Origin of the sequence: Streptomyces sp. NPDC097107 (assembly GCF_044762405.1) — a bacterium.
Lineage (GTDB): Bacteria > Actinomycetota > Actinomycetes > Streptomycetales > Streptomycetaceae > Streptomyces > Streptomyces thinghirensis.
The window spans coordinates 93,886-116,688 of sequence record NZ_JBIWEF010000018.1 but is presented as its reverse complement, the minus strand read 5'-3'; the positions used below and the strand labels follow the sequence as shown (position 1 = coordinate 116,688).

Here is a 22,803-nt window from a genome sequence, read left to right as displayed (position 1 = left end):
ACGATCTGGCAGCCGGACGCCGTCAGCTCGGCGATCTGCTGGAGCGTCGCGCCGATGTCCGACGTACGGGTGGTGGTCATGGACTGCACCGACACGGGGGCGTCGCCGCCCACCGCCACGGGCCCGACCTGGATCTGACGGCTCTTGCGGCGCTCCGCGAGCCTGGTCGGAACGTCCGGCATGCCGAGAGAAATCGCAGTCATCTGCTGTGCAACCCCAAGTCGTGGATCAAGGTCCGGCCCCGTTCAGCGGCGGGCTCCGGCCTTCGAGATTACGGCACCGACGTGAACGTCAGGCACACGGCGTACGGGGAGTACACCCTTTGGCGTCCATCTGCCGGGTGACCGGCGTAAAACCCGACCCGGAGGGACATGCTCTCCGAATCGGGCTTCTCACCGGATCGTTGTGATTGTCCGGTCCCTCCGAATTCACCGGACTGACCGGATCGTAATCATGTCAGCTGATTCGTACCGGATTGACGACGTCCGCCACCAGGACGAGCAGCGTGAAGCAGACGAAGATGCCCGCCACCACGTAGGCCACCGGCATCAGCTTCGCCACGTCGAACGGCCCCGGGTCCGGACGGCGCAGCACCTTGGCCGCGCTCCGGCGCAGCGACTCCCACAGCGCGCCCGCGATGTGGCCGCCGTCGAGCGGCAGCAGCGGGAGCATGTTGAAGAGGAACAGGGAGAGGTTGAAGCCGGCCACCAGCATGACGAACATGGCCAGCTGCTGGGTGGGCGGAATGTCGAGGGTGGCGATCTCGCCGCCGACGCGGGCGGCACCGACGACGCCCATCGGGGAGTCGGCCTCGCGGGGCCCGTCGCCGAAGGCCGCGTCCCACAGGGCGGGGATCTTGGAGGGCAGCGCAGCCAGGGAGTCGACGGCGTCGCCGACGCGGTCGCCCATCCAGGTCACGGACTGGCCGAAGTCCTGTTTCACCACGCCGGTGGCGGCGCTGAAGCCGAGGAAGCCGGCGGTGACGTACTCGCCCTCGACGATCCGTCCGTTCGAGTCCTTCTTCGCGACCTGGTTGGTGGCGATCGTCGCCTGGAGGGTGACCTCCTGGCCGCCGCGCTCGACGACGACCGGCACCTTCTCGCCGGGGTTGGCGCGGATCATGTCGGACAGCCGGTCCCAGTCGTCGGTCCGTACGCCGTCGAAGGCGAGGATCCTGTCGCCCGCGCGGAGGCCGGCCGCCGCGGCCGGGGAGGCCGGGTCGGACTTGGTGCAGTCGTCGCGGTTCTCGCTCTGCGAGATGACGCACTGGGAGACGGAGCTGACGGTGGTGGTCTGCTGCGAGATGCCGAAGCCCATCAGGACGGTGAGGAACAGCACCACCGCGAGGATGAGGTTCATGAACGGGCCCGCGAACATCACGACGACCCGCTTCCACGGCTTGCGCGTGTAGAACAGGCGCTTCTCGTCACCGGGCCGGAGTTCCTCGAAGGCGGCCGAGCGGGCGTCCTCGATCATGCCGCGCCAGGGCGAGGTGGAGCGGGCCTCCAGCCGGCCGTCGGCGCCGGGCGGGAACATGCCGATCATGCGGATGTAGCCGCCGAACGGGATGGCCTTGACGCCGTACTCGGTCTCGCCCTTCTTCCGGGAGAAGAGCGTCGGCCCGAAGCCGACCATGTACTGCGGCACGCGGATGCCGAACATCTTGGCCGTGGAGAGGTGCCCCAGCTCGTGCCAGGCGATCGAGAACAGCAGGCCGACCGCGAAGACGACTATGCCGAGGATGAACATCAGGGTCGTCATGCACGGGCCTCCGCCGTCTGTGCCGCCAGTTGCCGGGCCCGGGTGCGCGCCCAGGTCTCCGCTTCGAGGACGTCCGCGACGGTGAGCGAGGTTCCCGCCCGGGGGGTGCCGTGTTCCTCGACCACCCGCGTGACGGTCTCCATGATCCCGAGATACGGCAGCACCCCGGAGCGGAACGCCTCGACGCACTCCTCGTTGGCGGCATTGAACACCGCCGGGGCCGTGCCCGCGAGCTCCCCGACGTGCCGGGCCAGGTTCACCGACGGGAAGGCCTCGTCGTCGAGCGGGAAGAACTCCCAGGTCGACGCCTTGCTCCAGTCGAAGGCGGGGGCGGCGTCGGGGACGCGTTCGGGCCAGCCGAGGCCGATGGCGATGGGCCCGCCCATGTCGGGGGGCGTCGCCTGGGCCAGTGTCGATCCGTCCGTGAACTCAACCATCGAGTGGACATACGACTGCGGGTGCACGACCACCTCAATGCGGTCGAAGGGAATGTCGTAGAGCAGGTGGGCCTCGATCACCTCCAGACCCTTGTTGACGAGGGTCGCGGAGTTGATCGTGATCACCGGGCCCATCGCCCAGGTGGGGTGCGCGAGGGCGTCCTCGACGGTGACGCCCGCCAGCTGCTCCTTCGTACGCCCCCGGAACGGGCCGCCGGACGCGGTGACGACCAGCTTGCGCACGTCGGCGCGGGTGCCGGCGGCGAGCGCCTGGAAGAGAGCGGCGTGCTCGGAGTCGACCGGGATGATCTGCCCGGGCTTGGCCAGGGCCTTGACCAGCGGGCCGCCGACGATGAGCGACTCCTTGTTGGCGAGCGCGAGGGTGCGGCCCGCCTCCAGGGCGGCCAGGGTCGGTGCCAGCCCGATGGAACCGGTGATTCCGTTGAGGACGGTGTGGCAGTCGGAGGCGGCGACCTGCGTGGCCGCGTCCGGTCCGGCGAGGATCTCGGGGAGCGGCTCCCCACTGCCGTACTGGTCGCTCAGCGCCTCCCGCAGCGCCGGTACGACGTCCTCGCGGGCGACGGCGACGGTCCGGGCCTTCAGCCGGTACGCCTGCTCGGCGAGGAGGGCGACCCGGCCGCCGTTGGCGGACAGGGCGGTGACCCGGAAACGGTCCGGGTTGCGCAGCACGAGGTCGATGGCCTGGGTCCCGATCGACCCGGTGGACCCGAGGATCACCACGTCCTTCGGGCCGTCGCCCGCCACCGGGTCGTAGACGAGGTGGGGGTCGGCGAGTGGGGCTGGACTGTCGCTCATCCTCCCATTGTTGCCGCACCCGCCCGCCGGGAGGACAGCGCGTCCCTCGCACGGGTGTCGCCGCGCCTTCCCGGGGCCGCGCGGCCCCGCTGGGGCGGCCCCGGGAAGGCACTGGCGTGCGGCCGGTCTACCGGATGGGGCGATGGACGTTCTCCCGCCGTGACTCGCCCGGGGCGGCGTCCGCGATCCACGGACCGTCCCCCGAGGGATCGACGACGCCCTGCTCCAGCCACTCGTAGGCGCCGCCCAGCACGCCCTTGACGACCTTGCGGTCGAGGTCGTCGGTGTTGGTCCACAGGCGGCCGAAGAGTTCCTCGACGCGGATGCGGGCCTGGCGGCAGAAGGCGTCGGCGAGCTGGTAGGCCTCGCGGCCGTGGTCGCTCTCGGCGCGCAGGTGCTCGGCGCGCACGCACGCGGCGCTCATCGCGAACAGCTCGGCGCCGATGTCGACGATCCGGCCCAGGAAGCCCTGCTTGGTCTCCATCCGGCCCTGCCAGCGGGACATGGCGTAGAAGGTGGAGCGGGCGAGCTTGCGGGCGGTGCGTTCGACGTAGCGGAGGTGTCCGGACAGGTCGGGGTGGCCGGACGGGTGGAAGTCGGCGTAGGAGCGCGGGAGCTGACCGGGTCCGGCGACCAGCTTCGGCAGCCACTTGGCATAGAAGACGCCCGCCTGTGCGCCCGCCCGCGCCTTGTCCGACAGGGTCTTGTCGGGGTCGATCAGGTCGCCGGCGACCGAGAGGTGGGCGTCGACGGCCTCGCGGGCGATCAGCAGGTGCATGATCTCGGTGGAGCCCTCGAAGATCCGGTTGATGCGCAGGTCGCGCAGGATCTGCTCGGCGGGCACCGCGCGCTCACCGCGGGCGGCGAGGGAGGCCGCGGTCTCGAAGCCGCGGCCGCCGCGGATCTGGACCAGCTCGTCGGCCATCAGGCAGGCCATCTCGGAGCCGTAGAGCTTGGCGAGGGCGGCCTCGATGCGGATGTCGTTGCGGTCCTCGTCCGCCATCTGGGACGACAGGTCCAGGACCGCCTCCAGGGCGAAGGTCGTCGCCGCGATGAACGAGATCTTCGAGCCGACCGCCTCGTGCAGCGCGACCGGCTTGCCCCACTGCTCGCGCACCGCGGACCACTCCCGGGCGATCTTCAGGCACCACTTGCCGGCGCCGACGCACATGGCGGGGAGCGAGAGCCGGCCGGTGTTGAGGGTGGTCAGGGCGATCTTGAGCCCGGCGCCCTCGGGGCCGATGCGGTTGGCGGCCGGGACGCGGACGCGGTGGAAGCGGGTGACGCCGTTCTCCAGGCCGCGCAGGCCCATGAAGGCGTTGCGGTTCTCGACCGTGACGCCCTCGGAGGCGGCCTCCACGACGAAGGCGGTGATGCCGCCCTTGCCGCCACCGCCGTCCTTGCGGCCCTCGGACTTCGGGACGCGTGCCATCACGACGAGCAGGTCGGCCACGACGCCGTTGGTCGTCCACAGCTTCACGCCGTCGAGGACGTAGTCGTCGCCGTCCCGGACGGCGGTGGTGGCCAGGCGGGCCGGGTCCGAGCCGACGTCCGGCTCGGTCAGCAGGAAAGCCGAGATGTCGGTGCGGGCGCAGCGCGGCAGGAACGTGTCCTTCTGCTCCTGCGTGCCGAACATCTTCAGCGGCTGCGGCACGCCGATCGACTGGTGGGCGGAGAGCAGCGCGCCGATCGCGGGATTCGCGGATCCGACCAGGGCGAGGGCCTTGTTGTAGTAGACCTGGGTGAGGCCGAGGCCGCCGTACTTGGTGTCGATCTTCATGCCGAAGGCGCCCAGCTCCTTCAGCCCGGTGATCACCTCGTCCGGGATCCGCGCGTCGCGCTCGATCACGGCCCCGTCGATCTTCGTCTCGCAGAAGTCCCGCAGCTTGGCGAGGAACTCCTCGCCGCGCTGGACGTCCTCGTCGGCCGGGAGCGGGTGGGGGTGGATGAGGTCGAGGCGGAAGCGGCCGAGGAACAGCTCCTTGGCGAAGCTCGGCTTGCGCCAGTCCTGTTCCCGGGCCGCCTCCGCGACCTCGCGGGCCTCGCGTTCGGTGACGGTGGGTCGGGAGGAGGGGGTGGTTGGTGCGGACATGAGGCTCACCTCGCCGCGAATCGGCATCGGGGGGAAGTACGACCACGAAGATCGCGACGGTTCGTCATACGCGAAGTTGCGGACGTACGTTACTAGTCGGTGCTACCCGATCGTATGTACCCGATCCCGGGCGGCCCCACCACCCTTCGTGCGGCCGTTCGGCCGATGCCGGGGAAGGGGGGCGGCGGCGGAACGACGGGAAAGAAGGGCGTCGAAGCGCTTCGACAGCCTATGGACACCCACTCCCGCTGACGTTAATGTCGAACCACCCTCGCCCGCCTCTGTCCACCCCGCGCGCTGTCGAAGCGCTTCACATTGCTTGGAGAGCTGGATGGTCACCCTCGCCGAGGTCGCCCAGCACGCCGGAGTCTCGGCCAGCACGGTGAGCTATGTCCTGAGCGGCAAGCGGTCCATCTCCACCACCACCCGGCAGCGGGTCGAGGAGAGCATCCGGAAGCTCGGCTACCACCCGAACGCGGGTGCCCGCGCCCTGGCCAGCAGCAGGTCGAACATCATCGCCCTGATGATCCCGCTGCGCACCGACATGTACGTGCCGGTCATGATGGAGATCGCCATCGCGGTCGCGACCAGCGCGCGCACCCACGGGTACGACATCCTGCTGCTCACCGGCGAGGAGGGCCCCGACGCGGTGCGCCGCGTCACCGGCAGCGGGCTCGCCGACGCGATGATCCTGATGGACGTCGAACTCGACGACGAGCGGCTGCCCCTGCTGCGCGGCACCGACCAGCCGTCCGTGCTGATCGGCCTGCCCGCCGACACCACCGGGCTGACCTGCGTCGACCTGGACTTCCGGGCGACCGGCGCGCTGTGCGTGGAGCATCTGGCGAAGCTGGGGCACCGCGACATCGCGGTCATCGGCGAAGCGCCCGCGGTCTACGAACGGCACACGGGCTTCGCCGAGCGCACCCTCGACGGGCTGCGCACCCGGGCGCGGGAGCTGGAGCTGCGGCTGCTGCACCGCCCCTGCGAGGGCGGGTACGACGCGATGGCCGCGACCCTCGCCCGCGTCTTCGACGAACGCCCGGACACTACCGGGTTCGTCGTCCAGAACGAGTCGGCGGTCGAGCCGCTGCTCGCCCTGCTGCGCCAGCAGGGCCGGGCCGTGCCCGAGGACGTGTCGGTGGTCGCGGTCTGCCCCGAGCAGGTCGCCGTCCAGGCCTCGGTGCGGCTGACGTCGGTCGCCGTGCCCGCGCAGGAGATGGGCCGGCACGCCGTACAGCAGCTGGTCGCCAAGCTCGACGGGCGCGGGAGCGACGAGGTCGTGCTGCTCGCGCCGGAACTGACGGTCCGGGCCAGCTCGGGCCCGGCGCCCGTCGGGTCGTAGTTCTCCGCTCCCTCAGTAGCCCCCCGCTCTCCCAGTGCCTCCCTGCTCTCTCAGTAGCCCCCGTTCTCCCCGCACTCCCACAGGAGCCGCTTCCGTGAACCAGCCTGCCGAGATACCGCCAAAGGTCAGCCTCGCCCAGTCCTCCCCCACCGTCGGAACGTTCCGCGAGCGGGACGGCGTGCTGGAGTGGAGCGGCCGTCAGGAGACCGTCCGGATCGAGGCGTGGGGGCCGGACGCGGTCCGGGTGCGGGCCCGGCTCGGCGGCCCGGTGCTGGAGGGGCTGCCGGGAGCACTCCTCGCCGAGGCACCGGCGACCGAGAGCACCGTCAAGATCGAGGACGGACACGGCTCGCTGACCGTCGGAGCGCTGTCCGTGGAGGTCGGCCCCGAGGGGCAGGTGCGTTTCGTACGGACCGCGGACGGTGGTGAGCTGCTGGCCGAGGACCCCGCCCACTTCTGGTGGCCCGGCCCGCGCCTGTACACGGCCGTCGGAGGCGGGCAGCACCGGCTGGAGCAGCGGTTCGCCGCCTACGACGACGAGAAGCTGTACGGCCTCGGCCAGCACCAGCACGGCCGCCTCGACCAGAAGGGCCTGGTCGTGGACCTGGTCCAGCGCAACGCCGAGGTCTCCGTCCCGGTCCTCACCTCCAGCCGCGGCTACACGCTGCTGTGGAACAACCCGGCCATCGGCCGCGTGGAGCTGGCCCACAACGGCACCCGCTGGGTCGCCGACTCGGCCCGGCAGATCGACTACTGGATCACGGCCGGCACCCCGGCCGACACGCAGCGCCGCTACAGCGCGGTGACCGGCCGGACGCCGATGCTGCCCGCGTGGGCGGCGGGCTTCTGGCAGTGCAAGCTGCGCTACCGCACGCAGGACGAACTCCTCGCCGTGGCCCGGGAGTACAGGCGGCGCGGGCTGCCCATCGACGCCATCGTCTGCGACTTCTTCCACTGGACGCACCTCGGTGAGTGGAAGTTCGACCCGGCCGAGTGGCCGGACCCGGCGGCCATGGTCCGTGAGCTGGACGAGCTGGGCATCAAGCTGGTGGTGAGCGTCTGGCCGTCGGTGTCCCCGCTGAGCGAGAACCACCCGGTCATGGAACAGCGCGGCTACTTCATCGGCACCCAGTACGGCCCGATGGCGCACGCCGACTGGCCGGACAAGCAGGTCGCGTCGACGGTCCAGGTGGCCTTCTACGACGCCACCAACCCCGAGGCCCGCGAGTTCGTGTGGTCGAAGGTCAGGGAGAACTACCTCGACCGGTACGGCATCACGGCCTTCTGGCTGGACGCCTGCGAGCCCGAGCTGAGACCGGGCTTCCCGGAGAACCTGCGCTACTGGGCCGGTCCGGGCCCGGAGGTCGGGAACCTGTACCCGGCCGAGAACTCCCGGGCCTTCGACGAGGGCCTGCGCGCCTCCGGCGTGGACGAGGTGATCACCCTCAACCGCTCGGCGTGGGCGGGCAGTCAGCGCCACGGCGCCGCGCTCTGGTCCGGGGACATCGGCACCGACTTCGCGACCCTGCGCCGCCAGATCGCCGCCGGTCTCAACACCGGGCTGTCCGGCATCCCCTGGTGGAACACGGACATCGGCGGATTCCACGGCGGCGACCCGGACGACCCGGCGTACCGGGAGGTGCTGATCCGCTGGTTCCAGTTCGGCGCGCTGTCCCCGCTGATGCGGCTGCACGGCTTCCGCGACCCGGGCATGCCGCTGGGCCCGGACATGACCGGCGGCCCGAACGAGGTGTGGTCGTACGGCGAGGAGGCGTACCCGATCCTCGGGAAGTACCTGCGGCTGCGCGAGCGGCTGAAGCCGTACGTGCTCGACGTCATGCGCGAGGCGCACGAGGAGGGGCTGCCGGTGATGCGGCCGCTGTTCCTGGAGTTCCCCGACGACCCGGCGGCCTGGCCGGTGGGCGACGCCTACCTCTTCGGCCGGGACCTGCTGGTCGCGCCGGTGCTGACGGCGGGCGCCACGGTCCGGACGGCGTACCTTCCGGCGGGCGCGCGGTGGACGGACGCGTGGACGGGTGAGTCGTACGAGGGCGGGGTGTCCGTGACGGTGGACGCGCCGCTGGACCGGATTCCGCTGTTCCTGCGGGACGGGGCGCGGCTGCCGGTCGCTGAGTGAGCGCGGGGTGGGCGAAGGGGCCGGTCCCGGGCGGGGCCGGCCCCTCGGCCGTGCTGCGGTACGGGGTCAGCCGCCGCTGACCGTCAGGTTGTTGGTGCGGAAGTCGAGGCCGCCGGCGGACGAGGTGATCTCGTAGCCGAACTGCACGTCACCGATGGTCTCGTTGCCCATCCAGCCCTTGGTGTCCTTGATCCACTTCAGGATCGGCAGGATGTCGACGGTGCCGGAGTTCGAGTCCGAGGTGCGCAGGAACGAGATGACCTCGTTGGCGCCGTTGTCCCCCTTGTAGACGTTCCAGGAGTGGCCGCCGAGGCTGACCGACCCCTGCGGGCTGCCGAGCGGGCCCACGGCCCCGTTGTGGTTGACCCAGAGCATGATCTCGTAGTCGTAGTCCGTGTCCCAGATGTCGTACGACGTGTTGTACGCGCCGGACGACGGGACCGTGACGTTGTAGCTGCTGCTCAGCGAACCGAGGGAGGCGATGGGCTTGTTGATCACCTTCTTGGCGTTCGGGTAGGACTTGATTCCGCCGGTGTCGGGGTGGTCGGCCCAGACGCCCCAGTTGGTGCCGGAGTTGGCCCAGACGCACTGGCTGCCGGCGCCGGAGCCCCAGATGTTGTTGTAGAGCGTGTAGCCGTTCAGGCTCGTGTTGCCCCACTGGTCGCAGGAGTTCCAGACAGCGGCCTGGGCGGGGGCCGAGGCCAGGCCGACGGTGACACCGAGGGCGAGGGCCGGGGCCAGCAGGGCGGTCAGAGTGCGGTTGCGTGGTGCCATGGGGTTCCTTCCATGGGTGGGGGGAGTTGCGGTGCTGCTACCGCGCCTTGACGCTGATGACGCGGTCCTCTCCGGCGGCCAGGTCGAGCGGTTCGGCGCCGGAGGGAGTCCTCAGTTCGATGCGGTGGGTGCGGCCCGGGCGCAGGACGGCCGTCACCGTGCCGTCGGCCGTCCAGCCGAGGTCCAGCTCCGCTCCGAACCGGGTGCGTACGCCCGTGAGCCGGCCCTCGCGGCAGCTCTCCGGGAGCGCGGGGAGCAGGACCAGCCGGTCGGGGGTGGACTGCACGAGCATCTCGATGAGCACGGCCGGCAGGGCGTGCGCGGCGTCCGCGTTGTACACGTCGCGGTGGGGGTAGTGCGCGCTCATCAGCGACGCGTGGAAGAAGTCGCCGTCGAGCACCTGGCCGAGGGCGTGGGCGACCCGTTCGGCGTCCCGGAGGCGGGCCGCGATCAGGGCGTGGTGGAGGTGGCCGTGGGCGGAGTCGTTCTCGGCGCCGCGCAGTGCGAGGGCGCGGTGGGCGGCCTCGGCGAGGGCGGGGGTGTCGTACGGGTTGATCTCGTCGAGCGGCCAGACGCCGTAGAGGTGGCTGAGGTGGCGGTGGTCGTAGTTGTCCGCCAGGCCCGGCCACGCCCACTCCGACAGGGCGCCGTCGGCGTTGGCCCGGTGCGGTGGGAGGCGGTCGGCGAGGGCGCGCCAGCGGTCGGCGTGCTCGGGGTGGCGGTCGGCGGCGGTCAGCAGGGCGTGCCGGGCGGCGGAGAGGTCCATGGCCGCGTCGACGGTGCCCCAGCCGGCGTTGGCGGGGCGGTTCTCGGGTGAGTAGGAGGGGACCACGACCGCGTGCCCGTCGTCGTCGGTCCGGGTGAGGAAGTCCTCGTAGAACAGGGCGACTTCGGCGAGCACGGCGGTGGTACGGGGGTCGCGGTCGCCGCGGGTCTCGTCGTGGTCGACGAGGGGCTTGAGCAGCCAGTCGGCGCCTGCGGTCCACAGGTGGAGCGGGTACTCGCGGCTGAAGTGGTACGTGTGCCCGCACTCGCCGTCGGTGTGCGAGGGCGCGACGACGCCTCGGGTGCCGAAGATCGCGCGGGCGTTGTCCCGCCAGTCCGGGAGCTGCCCGTGGACCAGGGCGGCATGTGCCTCGGTGACCTCGGGGAGGGCGGCGGCCACGGCGGAGGCGGTCTGGAGGTTGAGGTTGGCGTTGGTGGTGAACGCCCCGGACCAGGCGGTGTTCCAGTCGCCGGTCCACAGGCCGGTGAGGCGGGGCGGGAGCATGCCGCTGGCCGACAGGAGGTGGTAGCGGCCGGCGGCGAACAGGCGCTCCGGGAGGGCCGTGCCGCCGGGGCGTGCGAGCAGCGCGGAGCCCGGCAGGGCGCGTTCGGTGGGCTCGGCGGCGAGGTCGAGGGTGACGCGGTCGTAGGCGGTGCGGTGGAGGGCGAGGTGGCGGTCGAGGAGGCCCTCGTACGACGTCCCCTCCGGCAGGTCGCGCAGGGCCCGGCCCTCGGTGACCACGTCCAGCTCGCCGGTGTGCCGGCGCACCCGGGTGAGGAGCAGTACCTCCGTGGCGCCCTCGACGAGCACGCCGGGCGGAACCAGCTTCGTGGTGCCGCCGGTGACCGCGACCAGGGTGACGCCGGTGTACGCCAGGTCGCTGCCGGGGTAGCGGGCGCGCAGGCTGAGCAGGGCGCCCTCGGGGGTGAGGACGGCGCCGTGGCCGACGCCCAGCCCGGCGGGGGCGCCGGGGAGACGGGGGTCGAGCGACAGGTCGAGGGTGAGGTGCGGGGCGGTGACGTGCTGGACGATCACGTCGTCGGCGCGGGAGACGAAGACGCGGCTGGTCCAGGTGGAGCAGGTGGCGGTCGTCTCCCCGGTGGTGAAGTCGACCGAGCGGCGGTAGGCGGCGCGGGTGTCGCCGGGCGGTCTGTTCAGGCGCAGCTGGAAGGCCGGGTGGAAAGGGCGTACCCATTGCAGCGGGCGGCCGTCGGTGAAGCCCTCGGCGGCGGTCGTGTCCCCGGCCAGCAGGCGGTCCTGGAGGGCGGGGAGTCCGGCGGCGAGCCGGGGCGGGCGGCGGTGTTCGTCGTCGCCGTTCGGGCGGACGAGCGTGTGGTGGGTGACGATGACCCGGTCGGCGTCCGGATCGCCGAACACAAGGGCGCCGTGGTGGCCGTTGCCGCTCAGGAAGGCGTCCTCCCAGCGGGCGGCGGGTTCGGGCTCCCAGGTGCCGTGTACCGGCGTACTGGTCATGAGGCCGGCTCCGTGAGGACCGCCACGCCGTAGCGGCCGAGGGTGACGCGGTCGGTGACGGTCGCGTCGATCAGCAGGTCGCGGTGGGTGCCGGGGACGTCGACGGTGACCGGGTCGCGACCGTGGTGGAGGAGGAACAGCAGGTCACCGCGGCGTACGGCCTCGACGCCGGCCGGGAGTCCGTCGAGCACCGGCCGGGCACCCGCGTCGGCGGCGATGCGGGCGAGCAGCTCGCGCAGCGCGTCCGGCTCCGGGAGGGTCGAGAGGTACCAGGCGCGGCCCTTGCGCAGGACGGCCGGGAGTCCGTCCAGCTCGCCGCCCTTGTAGCGGACGGTCTCGGTGGCGGTGCCGTCGGGCTCGATCTCCTCCGACCACAGGGTGCCCCGGAAGCCGTCGCAGGCGGCCGTCTCGTCCGCCTCCAGAGGCCACCACTCGTGCAGGGTGCGGATGCCGAACAGCGCGCGCAGCCGGGCGTCCATGCCGCCGGGCCTGACCCGGTCGTCCTCGTCGGCGACGCCGGTGAGGAAGCCGCAGACGAGGGTGCCGCCGCCGCGCCCGTAGGCGAGGAGGTTGTCGATCGCCGTGTCGGTGAGCGCGTAGAGCTGGGGTACGACGACCGCCTTGTACGGGGTCAGGTCGTGTTCCGGGTGGGCGAAGTCGGTGGTGAGGTGGGCTCCCCACAGTGCGCGGTGCCAGGCGCGCAGGACGTCGGTGTAGTCGAAGCGGGTGGAGAGGCGGCCGTCCTGGGCGCCGGCCCACCAGGAGTGCCAGTCGTGCAGGACGGCGACGTCGGCGGTGACCGTGCTGTCCGCCGCGTGCGGGCCGAGCTTCGCGAGGTCGGCGCCGAGCCGCTTGACCTCCTGGTACGTACGGCCCTGTGCACCCGCGTGGGAGACCATCCCGGAGTGGAACTTCTCGGCGCCCTGCCTCGACTGGCGCCACTGGAAGTAGCAGACGGCGTCGGCGCCGCGGGCGACCGCCTGGAGGGACCACAGGCGGTTGAGGCCGGGCGGCTTGGGGTGGTTCACGCCGCGCCAGTTGACGGGACCGGCCGCCTGTTCCATGAGCATCCACGGGCCGCGTGCCTGGGAGCGGGTCATGTCCTGGACCAGCGCGCCTTCCTGGGCGCCGAACGGGTCGCGCGGGTCGGGGTAGAGGTCGACGGAGACGACGTCCTCCTCCTCGGCCCAGCGCCAGGCGTCCTGGCCGGACCAGAGCGGCATGAAGTTGGTGGTCACCGGCAGGTGCGGGGTGTGGCGGCGGACGATGTCGCGTTCGGCGACGTAGCACTCCAGGAGCATGTCGGAGGTGAAGCGCCGGAAGTCGAGGACCTGGGTCGGGTTCTTCAGGTAATGGGTGCGGCGAGCGGGCAGGATCTCGGCCCAGTCGCCGTAGCCCTGACTCCAGAAGGCGGTGCCCCAGGCGGTGTTGAGGGCGTCGAGGGTGCCGTAGCGGTCCTGGAGCCAGCGGCGGAAGCGGGTGGCGGCCTCGTCGCCGTGGTCGTAGGTGCAGTACTCGTTGTTGATGTGCCACATGGTGAGGGCGGGGTGGCCGGCGTAGCGGACGGCCAGGGCCTCGGTGACGGCGGCGGCGTGGCGGCGGTAGGCGGCGCTGGAGTGCGAGAAGTGCTGCCGGCCGCCCCACCACTCGGTGCGGCCGTCCTCGTCACGGGGCAGGGTGTCCGGGTGGAGGTGCCCCAGCCAGGGCGGGGGCGAGGCGGTGGGGGTGGCGAGGACGACGCCGATGCCGCCTGCGTGCATCAGGTCCATCAGGCGGTCCAGCCAGCCGAAGTCGTGGACGCCGGGGCGTGGTTCGAGTCTCGACCAGGAGAAGACGCCGAGGGTGACGGAGTTGACGCCGGCGTCCTTCATCAGGCGGACGTCGTCGTGCCAGGTCTCCTCGGGCCACTGCTCGGGGTTGTAGTCGCCGCCGTAGAGGATGCGGTGGCGGGTGGTGTCCGACAGGTTGGGCATCAGCGGGGCTCTCCGTACTGGACGCCGCGTCCGTTGGTGGCGAGGTAGACGCGGCCGTGCACGCGGGGGTCGCCGGTGATCGTCTCGCCGGTCCACCCCCACTGGTGCTGGTCGTCGTTGATCCGCGTCCAGCTCCTCGCCTCGTCGTCGGAGCGGTAGACGGCGGTGATGGCCTCGGTGGAGCCGACCTGGTAGATCGCCGGATAGCCGGCGCCGTCGGCGGCCTTGCCGAAGCCGAGGGTGTGGGAGGCCCGGCAGCTGTCGACCCTGGTGAAGGTGACGCCGCCGTCGGTGGAGCGGTGCAGGCCGTTCCACTTCGTGCTCAGCCACAGGTCGCCGGACCGGCCGGGCGCCGCGACCAGCTTGAACTGGCTGTCTCCGGCGGGCAGTCCGGCCGCACGACGGGTGAAGGAACGGCCGCTGTCGGTGCTGACCAGTAGCGTTCCCGTGTCGGTGTCGTACGCGTAGAAGAGCGTCGGGTCGGCCGGGTCGGCGACCGGCGTGGCGCCCTTCGGGAAGGAGGGGACCTCGGACCAGGTCGTGCCGTTGTCCGCCGAGCGGTGAGCCGCGTACCTCGTGCCGTCCCAGTGCACGAAGGACCACAGCAGCACACTGCCGTCGGCGTTGGTGGCGATCGGTCCCGGCGCGTCCTTGGCGATGCCGGGCTGGGAGGCGAAGGGTGCCCAGGTGATGCCGCCGTCGTGCGAGTACGCGCCGTTGCCGTGGTCTCCCCAGCCCGCCCGGACCACGTACGCCGGTCTGCGCGCCGCCTGCGCGAGTCCCGTCGCCGACCCGGACACGGGGTTGGTCGCCATGCCGCCCGCCGGGGACGCGGTGAGCCGTTCGTGGTACATCACGCCGATGTCCCGCGACCCGCTGAGCAGGTGTGCCCTCCCGACCGGGGGCGAGACCAGCTGGGTCACGGACGCCTCCTCCAGGCCGCGGATCTGCGGGGCCCAGCGTCTGAGGTCGCGGGTGCCGTAGAGGGTGGCGCCGGTGCCGTACACGAGGTGCTTCGAGTCGTACGGGTCGAGGGCGACGGCCTGGATCCACCAGCCGAACTTGGGCTGCTCCTCGCCCCACTTCAGGTAAGGGGTCTCGGAGACGTCGAAGACGGCCGAGTCCTTCAGGGACGTCCAGGTGCGGCCGCCGTCGGTGGTCCGGTACAGGGTGTCGACCGCGGCCCAGCGGTTGTTGGTGGAGACGACGGCGGTGCCGGGGCGGCGGGCGTCGACGGCGACTCCGCCGTAGGCGAAGCCGTCGGCGGCACCGTCGGGGGTGGTGCCGCCGGGCTCGACGGGCGTGACCTCGGTCCAACGGTCGTTCGACGTGCGCAGCTTGTGCACGCTGCCGGTGGACTGGCCGTTCGGGCCCGGCGCGTCGGCGTACGTCACGTACAGCTCACGGGTGTGCCGGTCGTACGCGGCGCGGACCGGGACCTTGGCCGCGGTGCCGGAGGGCTGCCCGGGGACGGGCTGCCAGGTGGTGCCGTCGGGCGTGCGGAAGAGGTTCGGTGCGGTGCCGTCGGCGTCGCCCCAGCCGGCGTAGACGGTGCGGCGGGCGGCGACGAGGAGGGTGACGCCCTGGCCGGTGGTGCTCGGGGTGGCCGGGAAGCCGGTGGCGGGGGCCCAGGTGGCTCCCCGGTCGGTCGACTTCCAGAGGCCGTCATGCCGGGTGCCCAGCCACAGGGTGTCGCTGTCGCGCGGGTCGACCAGGAGCCGCTCGCCGGTGCCCCGGCCGTCCTCGTTGGCGCCGAGCTTCACGGTGAGGTCGGTGCGCTGCCAGGTGGCGCCGCGGTCTTCGGAGCGCAGGATGGCGCCGTTGCCCGACCACGCCTGGGAGTAGGTGCCGCAGGCCAGGTGGAGCCGGTCCGGGTGGGCGGGGTCGACGGCCATCGCCTCGACGCCCAGGAGGTTCCAGTCGTCCCAGCCGAGGTGGTCCAGGAGCGGCACCCAGCGGGCGGCCCGGTCGTCCCAGCGGTAGGCGCCGCCGATGTCGGTACGGGCGTAGGCGAGCTCGCGGACGCGGGGGTGGAACAGGACACCGGTGATGAAGCCGGTGCCGCCGATGACGACGTTGCGCCAGCGGTAGGGACGGGCTCCGTCGGGGTGCTCGGCGGCCTGGACGCGCCCGGGGGTGAACGGGACGGCGGTGAGCGCGGCGGCGGCCGCGGTCCCGGCGAGTACGGCACGCCGGCTCAGGGGGGACATGCGCATGACATACCTCGTTCTGCGAGAGTCGGAGGGACAGCAACTCGGGGGCGCGGGGCCGTGTCGGCACGCGGCTCCGGCGCGAGGGCGCGACAAGCCCCGGCGGCACCGCGGCACCGCGGCACCGCGGCCGAGGACATCGCGCAAGCCGCGCAACAGCTCGCGGGTCAGCCCTTGACCGCCCCCGTGAGCATCCCCTTCTTGAAGTGACGCTGGACGAACGGCGACAGCACGGCCACCGGCAGCAGTGCCATGACCATCACCGCCATCTGGATCGCGAGTGCGGACAACTCCCCCGTGTTGACCTGCGCCGACAGCCCGACCGGTCGTTCCTGCTTCTGCACCAGCTGGATCATGACGTTCTGGAGCGGCATCATGTCCTGGTCGGTCAGGTAGATCGACGCGTTGAACCAGGCGCTCCAGTAGCCCACGGCGTAGAAGAGGGCGATCACCGCGAGGACCGCGCGGGAGAGCGGCATCACGATCTTCCACAGGATGCGCCAGTCGCCGGCGCCGTCGATGCGGGCGCTGTCGATCAGCTCCTGCGAGATGTTCATGAAGAACGCCCGCAGCACCAGGATGTTGAACACGCTCACCGCGCTGGGCAGGATCAGCGCCAGGTAGGTGTCCGTCAGCCCCAGCGCCTGCACCAGCAGATAGGTCGGGATCAGACCGGCCCCGAAGAACATCGTGGTGAGCAGGGCCATCAGGAGCCAGCGGTGCCCGAGTGATCCGCTGCGCGACAGGCCGTACGCGCTCAGCACGGACACCGCCATGCTGAACAGCGTGCCGACCACGGTGACGCCGATGCTGACCAGGGCGGCGCGCTGGACCTGTCCGCCGCCCAGGAGTTCCTGGTAGGCGACGAAGGTGATGCCCTTGGGGATCACCACCAGGCCGCCGGCCTCGTCGATGGTCTTCTTCGACTGGAGGCTGGTGACGACGACGATCCACAGCGGGAAGACGATGCCCAGGCAGGCCAGGGTCAGGACGAGGCCCTTGCCGGCCTGTCCGGCCCTGGAGGGTTCCTCCTCCCACACCGGGCGCGGCGGGGCGGCCCAGGGGCCGGGCTTCCTCGTGGCCGGTGTGTCGTCGGCCGTCGTGTCGTCGGCCTGTGTGTCGAGGACGGCGCTCACTTCTTGTACACCCCCTGCTCGCCCATGAGGTGGGCCACCTTGTTCGCCGTCAGCACCAGCGCCAGACCGACGACGCCCTTGATGAGGCCCGCGGCGGCGGCGTAGCTGAAGTCCTGGTTGCGGATGCCGTTCCACCACACGTAGGTGTCGAGGACTTCCGAGGCCGCGACACCCACGGCTTGTCGTTGCAGCAGCAGTTGCTCGAAGCCGACGGTGAGGGCGTCACCGACGCGCAGCACCAGCAGCAGGGCGATCACCGGGCGCAGGGCGGGCAGCGTGATGTGCCACATGCGCCGCCAGCGTCCCGCGCCGTCCATGGCGGCGGCCTCGTACAGGTCGTTGGAGACGGCGGAGAGCGCGGCGAGGAACACGATGATGCCCCAGCCGGCGTCCTTCCAGATGGTCTCGGCGGTGACCAGGTACTTGAAGACCTCGGGGTTGGTCATCAGGTCGAAGCCCTCGTAGCCGTGCTCGCGGAGGGTCTGCGCGATGATGCCCGCGCCACCGAAGATCTGCATGAAGACGGTGACGACGAGGACCCACGAGAAGAAGTGCGGCAGATACATGATCGCCTGCGCGATCGCCCGGACCCGGGGCCTGACCACGCTGTTGATGAGCAGCGCGAGCATGATCGGGACCGGGAAGTAGAGCACCAGCTGGAGGAAGAACAGCACGAAGGTGTTCCGCACCGCGTGCCAGAAGGCCGAGTCCGCGAAGATCCGCTCGAACTGCTCGAAGCCGATCCACGGGCTCTCGAAGATGGCCACGAAGCCGTTCTCGCTGAGATACGGGTCGTAGTCCTGGAAGGCGACGACGTTGCCGAGGATCGGTATGTAGTTGAAGACCAGGACCAGCAGCAGCGCCGGCAGCGTCATCAGGATCAGGGTGCGGTCGCGTCTGAACCTGAGCCGGAGGCTCAGCTTCCCCGCGCGCTTGCCGCCCTTGTCCCCGGCGGGCCGCTCCGGATCCGTCGCGGGGTTCTTCTCGGGGGTCTTCGCCTCGGTTCTGCTCCGAGGCACCGTGCTGTGCGACACGGCCTTCTCCTTGCCGTCGGGCCTGTGCCTGGGGTCAGTTCGTGGAGCCGTTGCCGCCGTTGGAGCCGTTGTCGTCGAGGAGCTTCCTGTACCAGTCCCGCAGGCCGTCGCCGCCCTTCTCCTTCCAGTCCGACACCGCCTGCTGCACGTCGCTGATCTTCTTGCGGCCACGCACGACGTCGTCCTCCAACTGCTCGAAGTCGTCGGCGAGGTTGGCCCAGCGGGTGGGCTCGGTGACGGTCAGCCCGAAGAAGGAGGACTTCTTGGTGAAGGCGCCCATGCGCTGCTGCCACTCGACCATGCCCCGGGTGACCTCGGGCAGGTCCGGGTAGGCGATGTACGGGGCGGGGTTGCCGGTGTAGTCGAAGGCGCCGTTGACCTCGTTGACGCCCTGCTGGGTCTTGACCGGCAGGCCGCTCTTCAGGTCGTAGTCGGTTCCCTCGACGCCGTAGGCGGTGAGCATGAACTCCTTGGTGCCGTACGGCGCGGCGCAGTAGTTGCAGAGGGCGAGGAAGTCCTCGATCTGCTGCTTGCCCGCCTTCTTGCTGACGAAGGTGAAGATGTTGGCCGGCTGGACCGCCCACAGCGTGGGGTCGCCGCCGTCGGCGCCGAAGATGTCGAACGCGGCGATGTCGAAGTCCGGGTTCTGGGTGCGCTGTTCGGCCGTCTTGCCCCACCAGTCGGAGATGTTCTGGTTGTAGACCAGGATCTCCCCCGCGGTGAGCCGGTTGCCGGCGTTGCCGCCCGCCTTGCCCTGCACGGCGTCGGGGTGGACCACCTCGGCGGCGTACAGCTTCCGCGTCCACTCCAGGGCTTCGAGGTACTCGTCGGTCTCGATGCGGTTGACCAGCTTGTCGCCCTCCAGGTTCCACCACAGCGCCTTGTCGCTGCCGGAGAGGACGCCGAAGATGTTGAACGCCGTCCACTTCATGTCGTCGCAGGCCCAGAGCTTGGACTTGGCGTCGGTGGCCTCCTTGGCCCAGGACAGGAACTCCTCGGGGCTCTTCGGGACGGAGTAGCCCTTCTTCCCGAAGAGGTCCCTGCGGTAGAGCGGCGCGATGTCGGTGACGTACGAGGCCGGCATCGGGACCGCCCGGAGCACGCCTCCGAAGATGCCGCGCTGCCAGGCCTCGGTCGGGACCGCGGCCAGGTTCGGGTAGTCCTTGACCTTGTCGCCGGACAGGTAGGGGCCGAGGTCCGCGAACTTGGCGTTGACGGCGCTGGGGATGCGGCCGTTGAGGTTCCAGCCGGGGACGACCACGACGTCGGGGATGTCGCTGGAGGCGAGGACCGCGCCGAGTTTCTGGTCGTAGGTGACGCCGTCCTGGTTCTGCCAGGCGACCTCGACGCCGGTGGCCGCGTTCATGGCCGTGTAGTACGGGTTGTCGCCCTTGGGCGGGGTGCCCCAGAACGGCGCCATGACCGAGAGCTCGCCGCCGCTGCCCAGCTTCTTCGGCACCGACGTCTTGAGTTCGGCCGTGGGGATCGCCTTGGTGAAGCCCGCCGCCGATCCGTTCTTGGCGGGGATGTCCGGCGTCACGACGTTCGACGCCACGAAGGCCGGAAGGATCTTCTGCGCGTCCTTCCCCGACGTGGTCCCCTCCTTGCGGTCGTCCTTCCCGCCCCCGCCGCAGGCGGAGAGCAGCGGCATCCCTCCCGCCACCGCTGCGGTGGCGACCGCCGTGGAGGCGAGGAACTTTCTCCGGCTGGGGCCGGAGGCGGCGTTCGGCGTCATTGCGTCAACCCTTCGTGGCACACCAGGACACCCGGCGGTGGCCGTCGGCTGCGGTGTCTCGAGTGGAACTGGCTGAGCCGAAGCGGTCGTCGGAGGAATGCCCGGGTTCCGTCGCACCTCACGGTGGACCAGGTGCACTTCCGGGTGGGAGCCTCGTAGTCGAAGCGCTTCGATGTTGCTGCGAGGTTAAGTGAACGCCTGGGGGTGCACAAGAGTCGCTTCCAGAATTCCTCCGAGGTATCGGGAGGGCGAGGGCGGCCGAACCAGCTCATGTGACCCATGGGTTGCGGTGAGAAGTCGGAGGTGATGCGCGGAAGTGGCTTGACACCCGCCCCCGGGCCGACTGAGCATCGAAGCGCTTCGAAAGCGTCTGGCCGCTCCATCGCAAGGGGAACCCCACGTGACCGCACCCACGCCGCCCACGCCACCTTTCCGTGATCCGCGCCTGCCGTTCGCGAAGCGCGTCGACGACCTGATGTCGCGGCTCACGCTCGACGAGAAGACCGGATTTGTGCACCAGTTCGCGCCCGCCGTGGAACGGCTCGGCATCGCCGCCTTCCGCACCGGCCAGGAGGCGCTGCACGGCGTGGCCTGGATGGGCCCGGCGACCGTGTTCCCGCAGGCCGTGGGGCTCGGCGCCACCTGGAACGAGGACCTGGTGCGCCGGGTCGGCGAGGCGGTGTCCAGGGAGGCACGGGCGATGCGCGCCCGCGACGACCGCGTCGGCCTCAACGTCTGGTCCCCGACCGTGAACCTGCTGCGCCACCCCCTGTGGGGCCGGAACGAGGAGGGCTACTCCGAGGACCCGAAACTCACCTCGGCCATCGCCACCGCCTACACCCGCGGCCTGCGCGGCGAACATCCGACGTACTGGCGCACGGCACCCGTCCTCAAGCACTGGCTCGCGCACAACAACGAGACCGACCGGGACACGTCCTCGGCGTCCGTCCGCCCCCGCGTCCTGAACGAGTACGACCTGCGTGCCTTCCGCGAGACGGTCCGGGCGGGCGCGGTGGCCGGGGTGATGCCGGCGTACAACCTGGTCAACGGCCGTCCCAACCACGTCTCCCCGTACCTGAACCGGCAGCTGCGCACCTGGACGGAGGACGATCTCCTGGTCTGCTCGGACGCGGGCGCCCCCTCCAACCTGGTCGACTCCGAGCACTACTTCGACACCCACGAGGAGGCGACCGCCGCCGCGCTGCGGGCCGGGGTGGACAGCTTCACCGACCACGGCACGGACTCCTCGAAGATCGTCGCCCGCGTACGGGGCGCCCTCGACCAGGGCCTGCTCACCGAGGCCGACATCGACGCGGCCGTGCGCCGGCAGCTGTCGGTCCGTTTCCGGCTCGGCGAGTTCGACCCGGAGCACGACCCGCACGCCGTCATCGCGGAGACCGCGGCCGCCGGCTTCGACACGCCGGAGCACCGGGCGCTGGCACTGGAGACGGCCGAGCAGGCGGTCGTCCTGCTCAAGAACGACGGTGTGCTGCCGCTGGCCCCCGGCGCCCGGGTCGCGGTCGTCGGGCTGCTCGCCGACGAGTGCAAGCTCGACTGGTACAGCGGCACGCTCATCCACCGTTCCACGCCGCTGGAGGGCCTGTACGAGCGGTTCGGCGCCGAGCGCGTGAGCTTCGCGGAGGGCGTGGACCGGATCCGGCTCAAGACCGCCGCCGGTACGTTCCTGCACGTGCTCCCGTCGCCCGACTCCCCCGGCGACGCGCGCGGCACCGAGGGCGCCCTCGACCCGGCCCTGCTGGCCGGCCGCACCGACCTGCCGCCCCTCACCACCGACGCCACCGGCACCGAACTCGCGCTCGTCGACTGGGGCGAGGGCGTCCTCACCCTGCGCGCACCCGACGGCCGCTACGTCTCGGTCGCCGAGGACGGCTACCTCCGCGCCTCCGCCGACCAGCCCGGCGGCTGGGTCGTACAGGAGACGTTCCGCCTGGAACCCCACGGGAACGGGCACCTCCTCCGGCACACGGGGACGGGTCGTCACGTCCATGTCGCCGCCGACGGCGTGAAGGTTGCCGCCTCGGACCCCTCCGTGGAGGTCCCCCCGGAGCACGAGGCACCGGAGGTCTTCGAGCTGGTCGTCACCGAGCGCGGCGAGGACGCGGTGACGCGGGTGGCGGCGGAGGCCGACGTGGTCGTGGTGGTGGCCGGCAACGATCCGCACATCAACGGCCGGGAGACCGAGGACCGTACGACCCTGCGGCTGCCCGCCCACCAGGAACGCCTGCTGCGCGCGGCTCGCGCCGCCAACCCGAGCACCGTGCTGACGCTGGTGTCCGCCTACCCCTACGCCGTCGACGCGGAGGTGCTCCCGGCGGCGCTGTGGACCGCGCACGGCGGCCAGGCGGCCGGCACCGCGCTGGCCCGGGTCCTCGCCGGGGACGTCTCCCCCGCCGGGCGGCTCCCGCAGACCTGGTACGCGGACGCCGCCGACCTGCCGGACCTGCTCGACTACGACGTGATCGGCGGCCGCCAGACCTATCTGTACTTCGAGGGGACGCCGCTGTTCCCCTTCGGGCACGGTCTGTCGTACGCGTCCTTCTCGTACGCGGACCTGGCGGCGCGGGTGACGGACGGGGAGGTGTCCGTGTCCTTCACGGTCACCAACACGGGAGCCGTCGCCGCCGACGAGGTGGTCCAGCTCTACGCCCGCGCCGAGGCCCCGTCGGTCCCCCGTCCGCGCCGCGAACTGCTGGCCCACCGCCGCATCACCCTCGCCCCGGGGGCCAGGGCGCGGGTGTCCTTCGAACTCCCGCTGACCGCCTTCGCGTTCTGGGACGTCGCGCACGACCGGTGGCGGCTGGAGCCGGGCCCGTACGCCCTGCTGGTGGGCGCCTCCAGCGAGGACGTACGCCTGTCGGCCACCGTGACACTCGACGGCGAGCCCGCCGCGCCGCGCCCGGTCCGCGAACGCGGCCTGGCGGCCGCCGACTTCGACGAGCAGAGCGGCACCGAGATCGTCGACCGGACCAGGGCCACGGGCGACGCGGTGACGCCGGTGGCGGGCAGCGCGGGCAGCGCGGGCAGCGCGGGCAGCGCGGGCAGCGCGGGCAGCGCGGGCAGCGCGGGCAGCGCGGGCAGCGCGGGCAGCGCGGG

14 protein-coding genes are annotated in these 22,803 nt (G+C 71.5%); 3 read left to right on the top strand and 11 right to left on the bottom strand.

What is annotated here, in order from left to right:
* The 4 genes from ACIQ1J_RS32510 to ACIQ1J_RS32495 form a co-directional block, all read right to left on the bottom strand.
* A partial coding sequence (locus ACIQ1J_RS32510) for a flavodoxin-dependent (E)-4-hydroxy-3-methylbut-2-enyl-diphosphate synthase (protein ID WP_403562521.1) occupies window positions 1-203 on the bottom strand: 203 nt, incomplete at its 3' end.
* Window positions 204-456: 253 nt separating this feature from the next.
* On the bottom strand, window positions 457-1,749 hold the full coding sequence (locus tag ACIQ1J_RS32505) for a M50 family metallopeptidase (RefSeq protein WP_403562531.1): 1,293 nt from the start codon (window positions 1,747-1,749) through the stop codon (window positions 457-459).
* 8 nt (window positions 1,750-1,757) lie between these two features.
* Window positions 1,758-3,014 carry a 1-deoxy-D-xylulose-5-phosphate reductoisomerase gene (gene dxr, locus ACIQ1J_RS32500; RefSeq protein ID WP_210963930.1) on the bottom strand — a complete coding sequence of 419 codons (1,257 nt, stop codon included), beginning with the start codon at window positions 3,012-3,014 and terminating at the stop codon, window positions 1,758-1,760.
* Window positions 3,015-3,141: 127 nt separating this feature from the next.
* Window positions 3,142-5,106: an acyl-CoA dehydrogenase family protein gene (locus ACIQ1J_RS32495; protein ID WP_403562519.1), complete on the bottom strand. Its 1,965-nt coding sequence runs from the start codon at window positions 5,104-5,106 to the stop codon at window positions 3,142-3,144.
* A gap of 331 nt (window positions 5,107-5,437) precedes the next feature.
* Here ACIQ1J_RS32495 and ACIQ1J_RS32490 point away from each other — a divergent pair, with 331 nt between their 5' ends.
* Both ACIQ1J_RS32490 and ACIQ1J_RS32485 read left to right on the top strand, forming a co-directional pair.
* Complete coding sequence (locus ACIQ1J_RS32490) at window positions 5,438-6,451, top strand: LacI family DNA-binding transcriptional regulator (RefSeq protein WP_210963932.1); 1,014 nt, start codon at window positions 5,438-5,440, stop codon at window positions 6,449-6,451.
* A 94-nt stretch (window positions 6,452-6,545) separates the two neighbouring features.
* A complete protein-coding gene (locus ACIQ1J_RS32485; RefSeq protein ID WP_403562517.1) occupies window positions 6,546-8,588 on the top strand; it encodes a TIM-barrel domain-containing protein in 2,043 nt (680 codons plus the stop codon).
* 66 nt (window positions 8,589-8,654) lie between these two features.
* Here the strand turns inward: ACIQ1J_RS32485 and ACIQ1J_RS32480 are convergent, their stop codons facing one another.
* The 7 genes from ACIQ1J_RS32480 to ACIQ1J_RS32450 form a co-directional block, all read right to left on the bottom strand.
* The gene (locus ACIQ1J_RS32480; protein ID WP_403562515.1) at window positions 8,655-9,362 is read right to left on the bottom strand and encodes a hypothetical protein; all 708 of its coding nucleotides are present in this window, start codon (window positions 9,360-9,362) and stop codon (window positions 8,655-8,657) included.
* A gap of 37 nt (window positions 9,363-9,399) precedes the next feature.
* The gene (locus tag ACIQ1J_RS32475) at window positions 9,400-11,601 is read right to left on the bottom strand and encodes a glycosyl hydrolase family 95 catalytic domain-containing protein (protein WP_403562513.1); all 2,202 of its coding nucleotides are present in this window, start codon (window positions 11,599-11,601) and stop codon (window positions 9,400-9,402) included.
* On the bottom strand, window positions 11,598-13,574 hold the full coding sequence (locus tag ACIQ1J_RS32470) for a beta-galactosidase (protein WP_403562511.1): 1,977 nt from the start codon (window positions 13,572-13,574) through the stop codon (window positions 11,598-11,600). The genes ACIQ1J_RS32475 and ACIQ1J_RS32470 overlap by 4 nt, the downstream gene beginning before the upstream one ends.
* Window positions 13,574-15,790 carry a WD40/YVTN/BNR-like repeat-containing protein gene (locus tag ACIQ1J_RS32465; RefSeq protein ID WP_403562509.1) on the bottom strand — a complete coding sequence of 739 codons (2,217 nt, stop codon included), beginning with the start codon at window positions 15,788-15,790 and terminating at the stop codon, window positions 13,574-13,576. Before ACIQ1J_RS32465 ends, ACIQ1J_RS32470 begins: the two co-directional genes overlap by 1 nt.
* A 161-nt stretch (window positions 15,791-15,951) precedes the next feature.
* Window positions 15,952-16,920: a carbohydrate ABC transporter permease gene (locus ACIQ1J_RS32460; protein WP_403562507.1), complete on the bottom strand. Its 969-nt coding sequence runs from the start codon at window positions 16,918-16,920 to the stop codon at window positions 15,952-15,954.
* Complete coding sequence (locus ACIQ1J_RS32455; RefSeq protein ID WP_210963939.1) at window positions 16,917-17,954, bottom strand: sugar ABC transporter permease; 1,038 nt, start codon at window positions 17,952-17,954, stop codon at window positions 16,917-16,919. The genes ACIQ1J_RS32460 and ACIQ1J_RS32455 overlap by 4 nt, the downstream gene beginning before the upstream one ends.
* Before the next feature lie 34 nt (window positions 17,955-17,988).
* On the bottom strand, window positions 17,989-19,689 hold the full coding sequence (locus ACIQ1J_RS32450; protein ID WP_403562504.1) for an extracellular solute-binding protein: 1,701 nt from the start codon (window positions 19,687-19,689) through the stop codon (window positions 17,989-17,991).
* Window positions 19,690-20,089: 400 nt separating this feature from the next.
* Here ACIQ1J_RS32450 and ACIQ1J_RS32445 point away from each other — a divergent pair.
* Window positions 20,090-22,803 (top strand): glycoside hydrolase family 3 C-terminal domain-containing protein (locus ACIQ1J_RS32445; protein WP_403562502.1); only part of this gene is annotated, 2,714 nt, incomplete at its 3' end.

Bases quoted from the DNA above. Each gene is read 5' to 3' on its own strand.
- ACIQ1J_RS32450 (WP_403562504.1), bottom strand. From the start codon at position 19,689: ATGACGCCGAACGCCGCCTCCGGCCCCAGCCGGAGAAAGTTCCTCGCC.
- ACIQ1J_RS32490 (WP_210963932.1), top strand. From the start codon at position 5,438: ATGGTCACCCTCGCCGAGGTCGCCCAGCACGCCGGAGTCTCGGCCAGC.
- dxr (WP_210963930.1), bottom strand. From the start codon at position 3,014: ATGAGCGACAGTCCAGCCCCACTCGCCGACCCCCACCTCGTCTACGAC.
- ACIQ1J_RS32475 (WP_403562513.1), bottom strand. From the start codon at position 11,601: ATGACCAGTACGCCGGTACACGGCACCTGGGAGCCCGAACCCGCCGCC.
- ACIQ1J_RS32505 (WP_403562531.1), bottom strand. From the start codon at position 1,749: ATGTTCATCCTCGGCATAGTCGTCTTCGCGGTCGGCCTGCTGTTCTCG.
- ACIQ1J_RS32480 (WP_403562515.1), bottom strand. From the start codon at position 9,362: ATGGCACCACGCAACCGCACTCTGACCGCCCTGCTGGCCCCGGCCCTC.
- ACIQ1J_RS32495 (WP_403562519.1), bottom strand. From the start codon at position 5,106: ATGTCCGCACCAACCACCCCCTCCTCCCGACCCACCGTCACCGAACGC.
- ACIQ1J_RS32465 (WP_403562509.1), bottom strand. From the start codon at position 15,790: ATGCGCATGTCCCCCCTGAGCCGGCGTGCCGTACTCGCCGGGACCGCG.
- ACIQ1J_RS32470 (WP_403562511.1), bottom strand. From the start codon at position 13,574: ATGCCCAACCTGTCGGACACCACCCGCCACCGCATCCTCTACGGCGGC.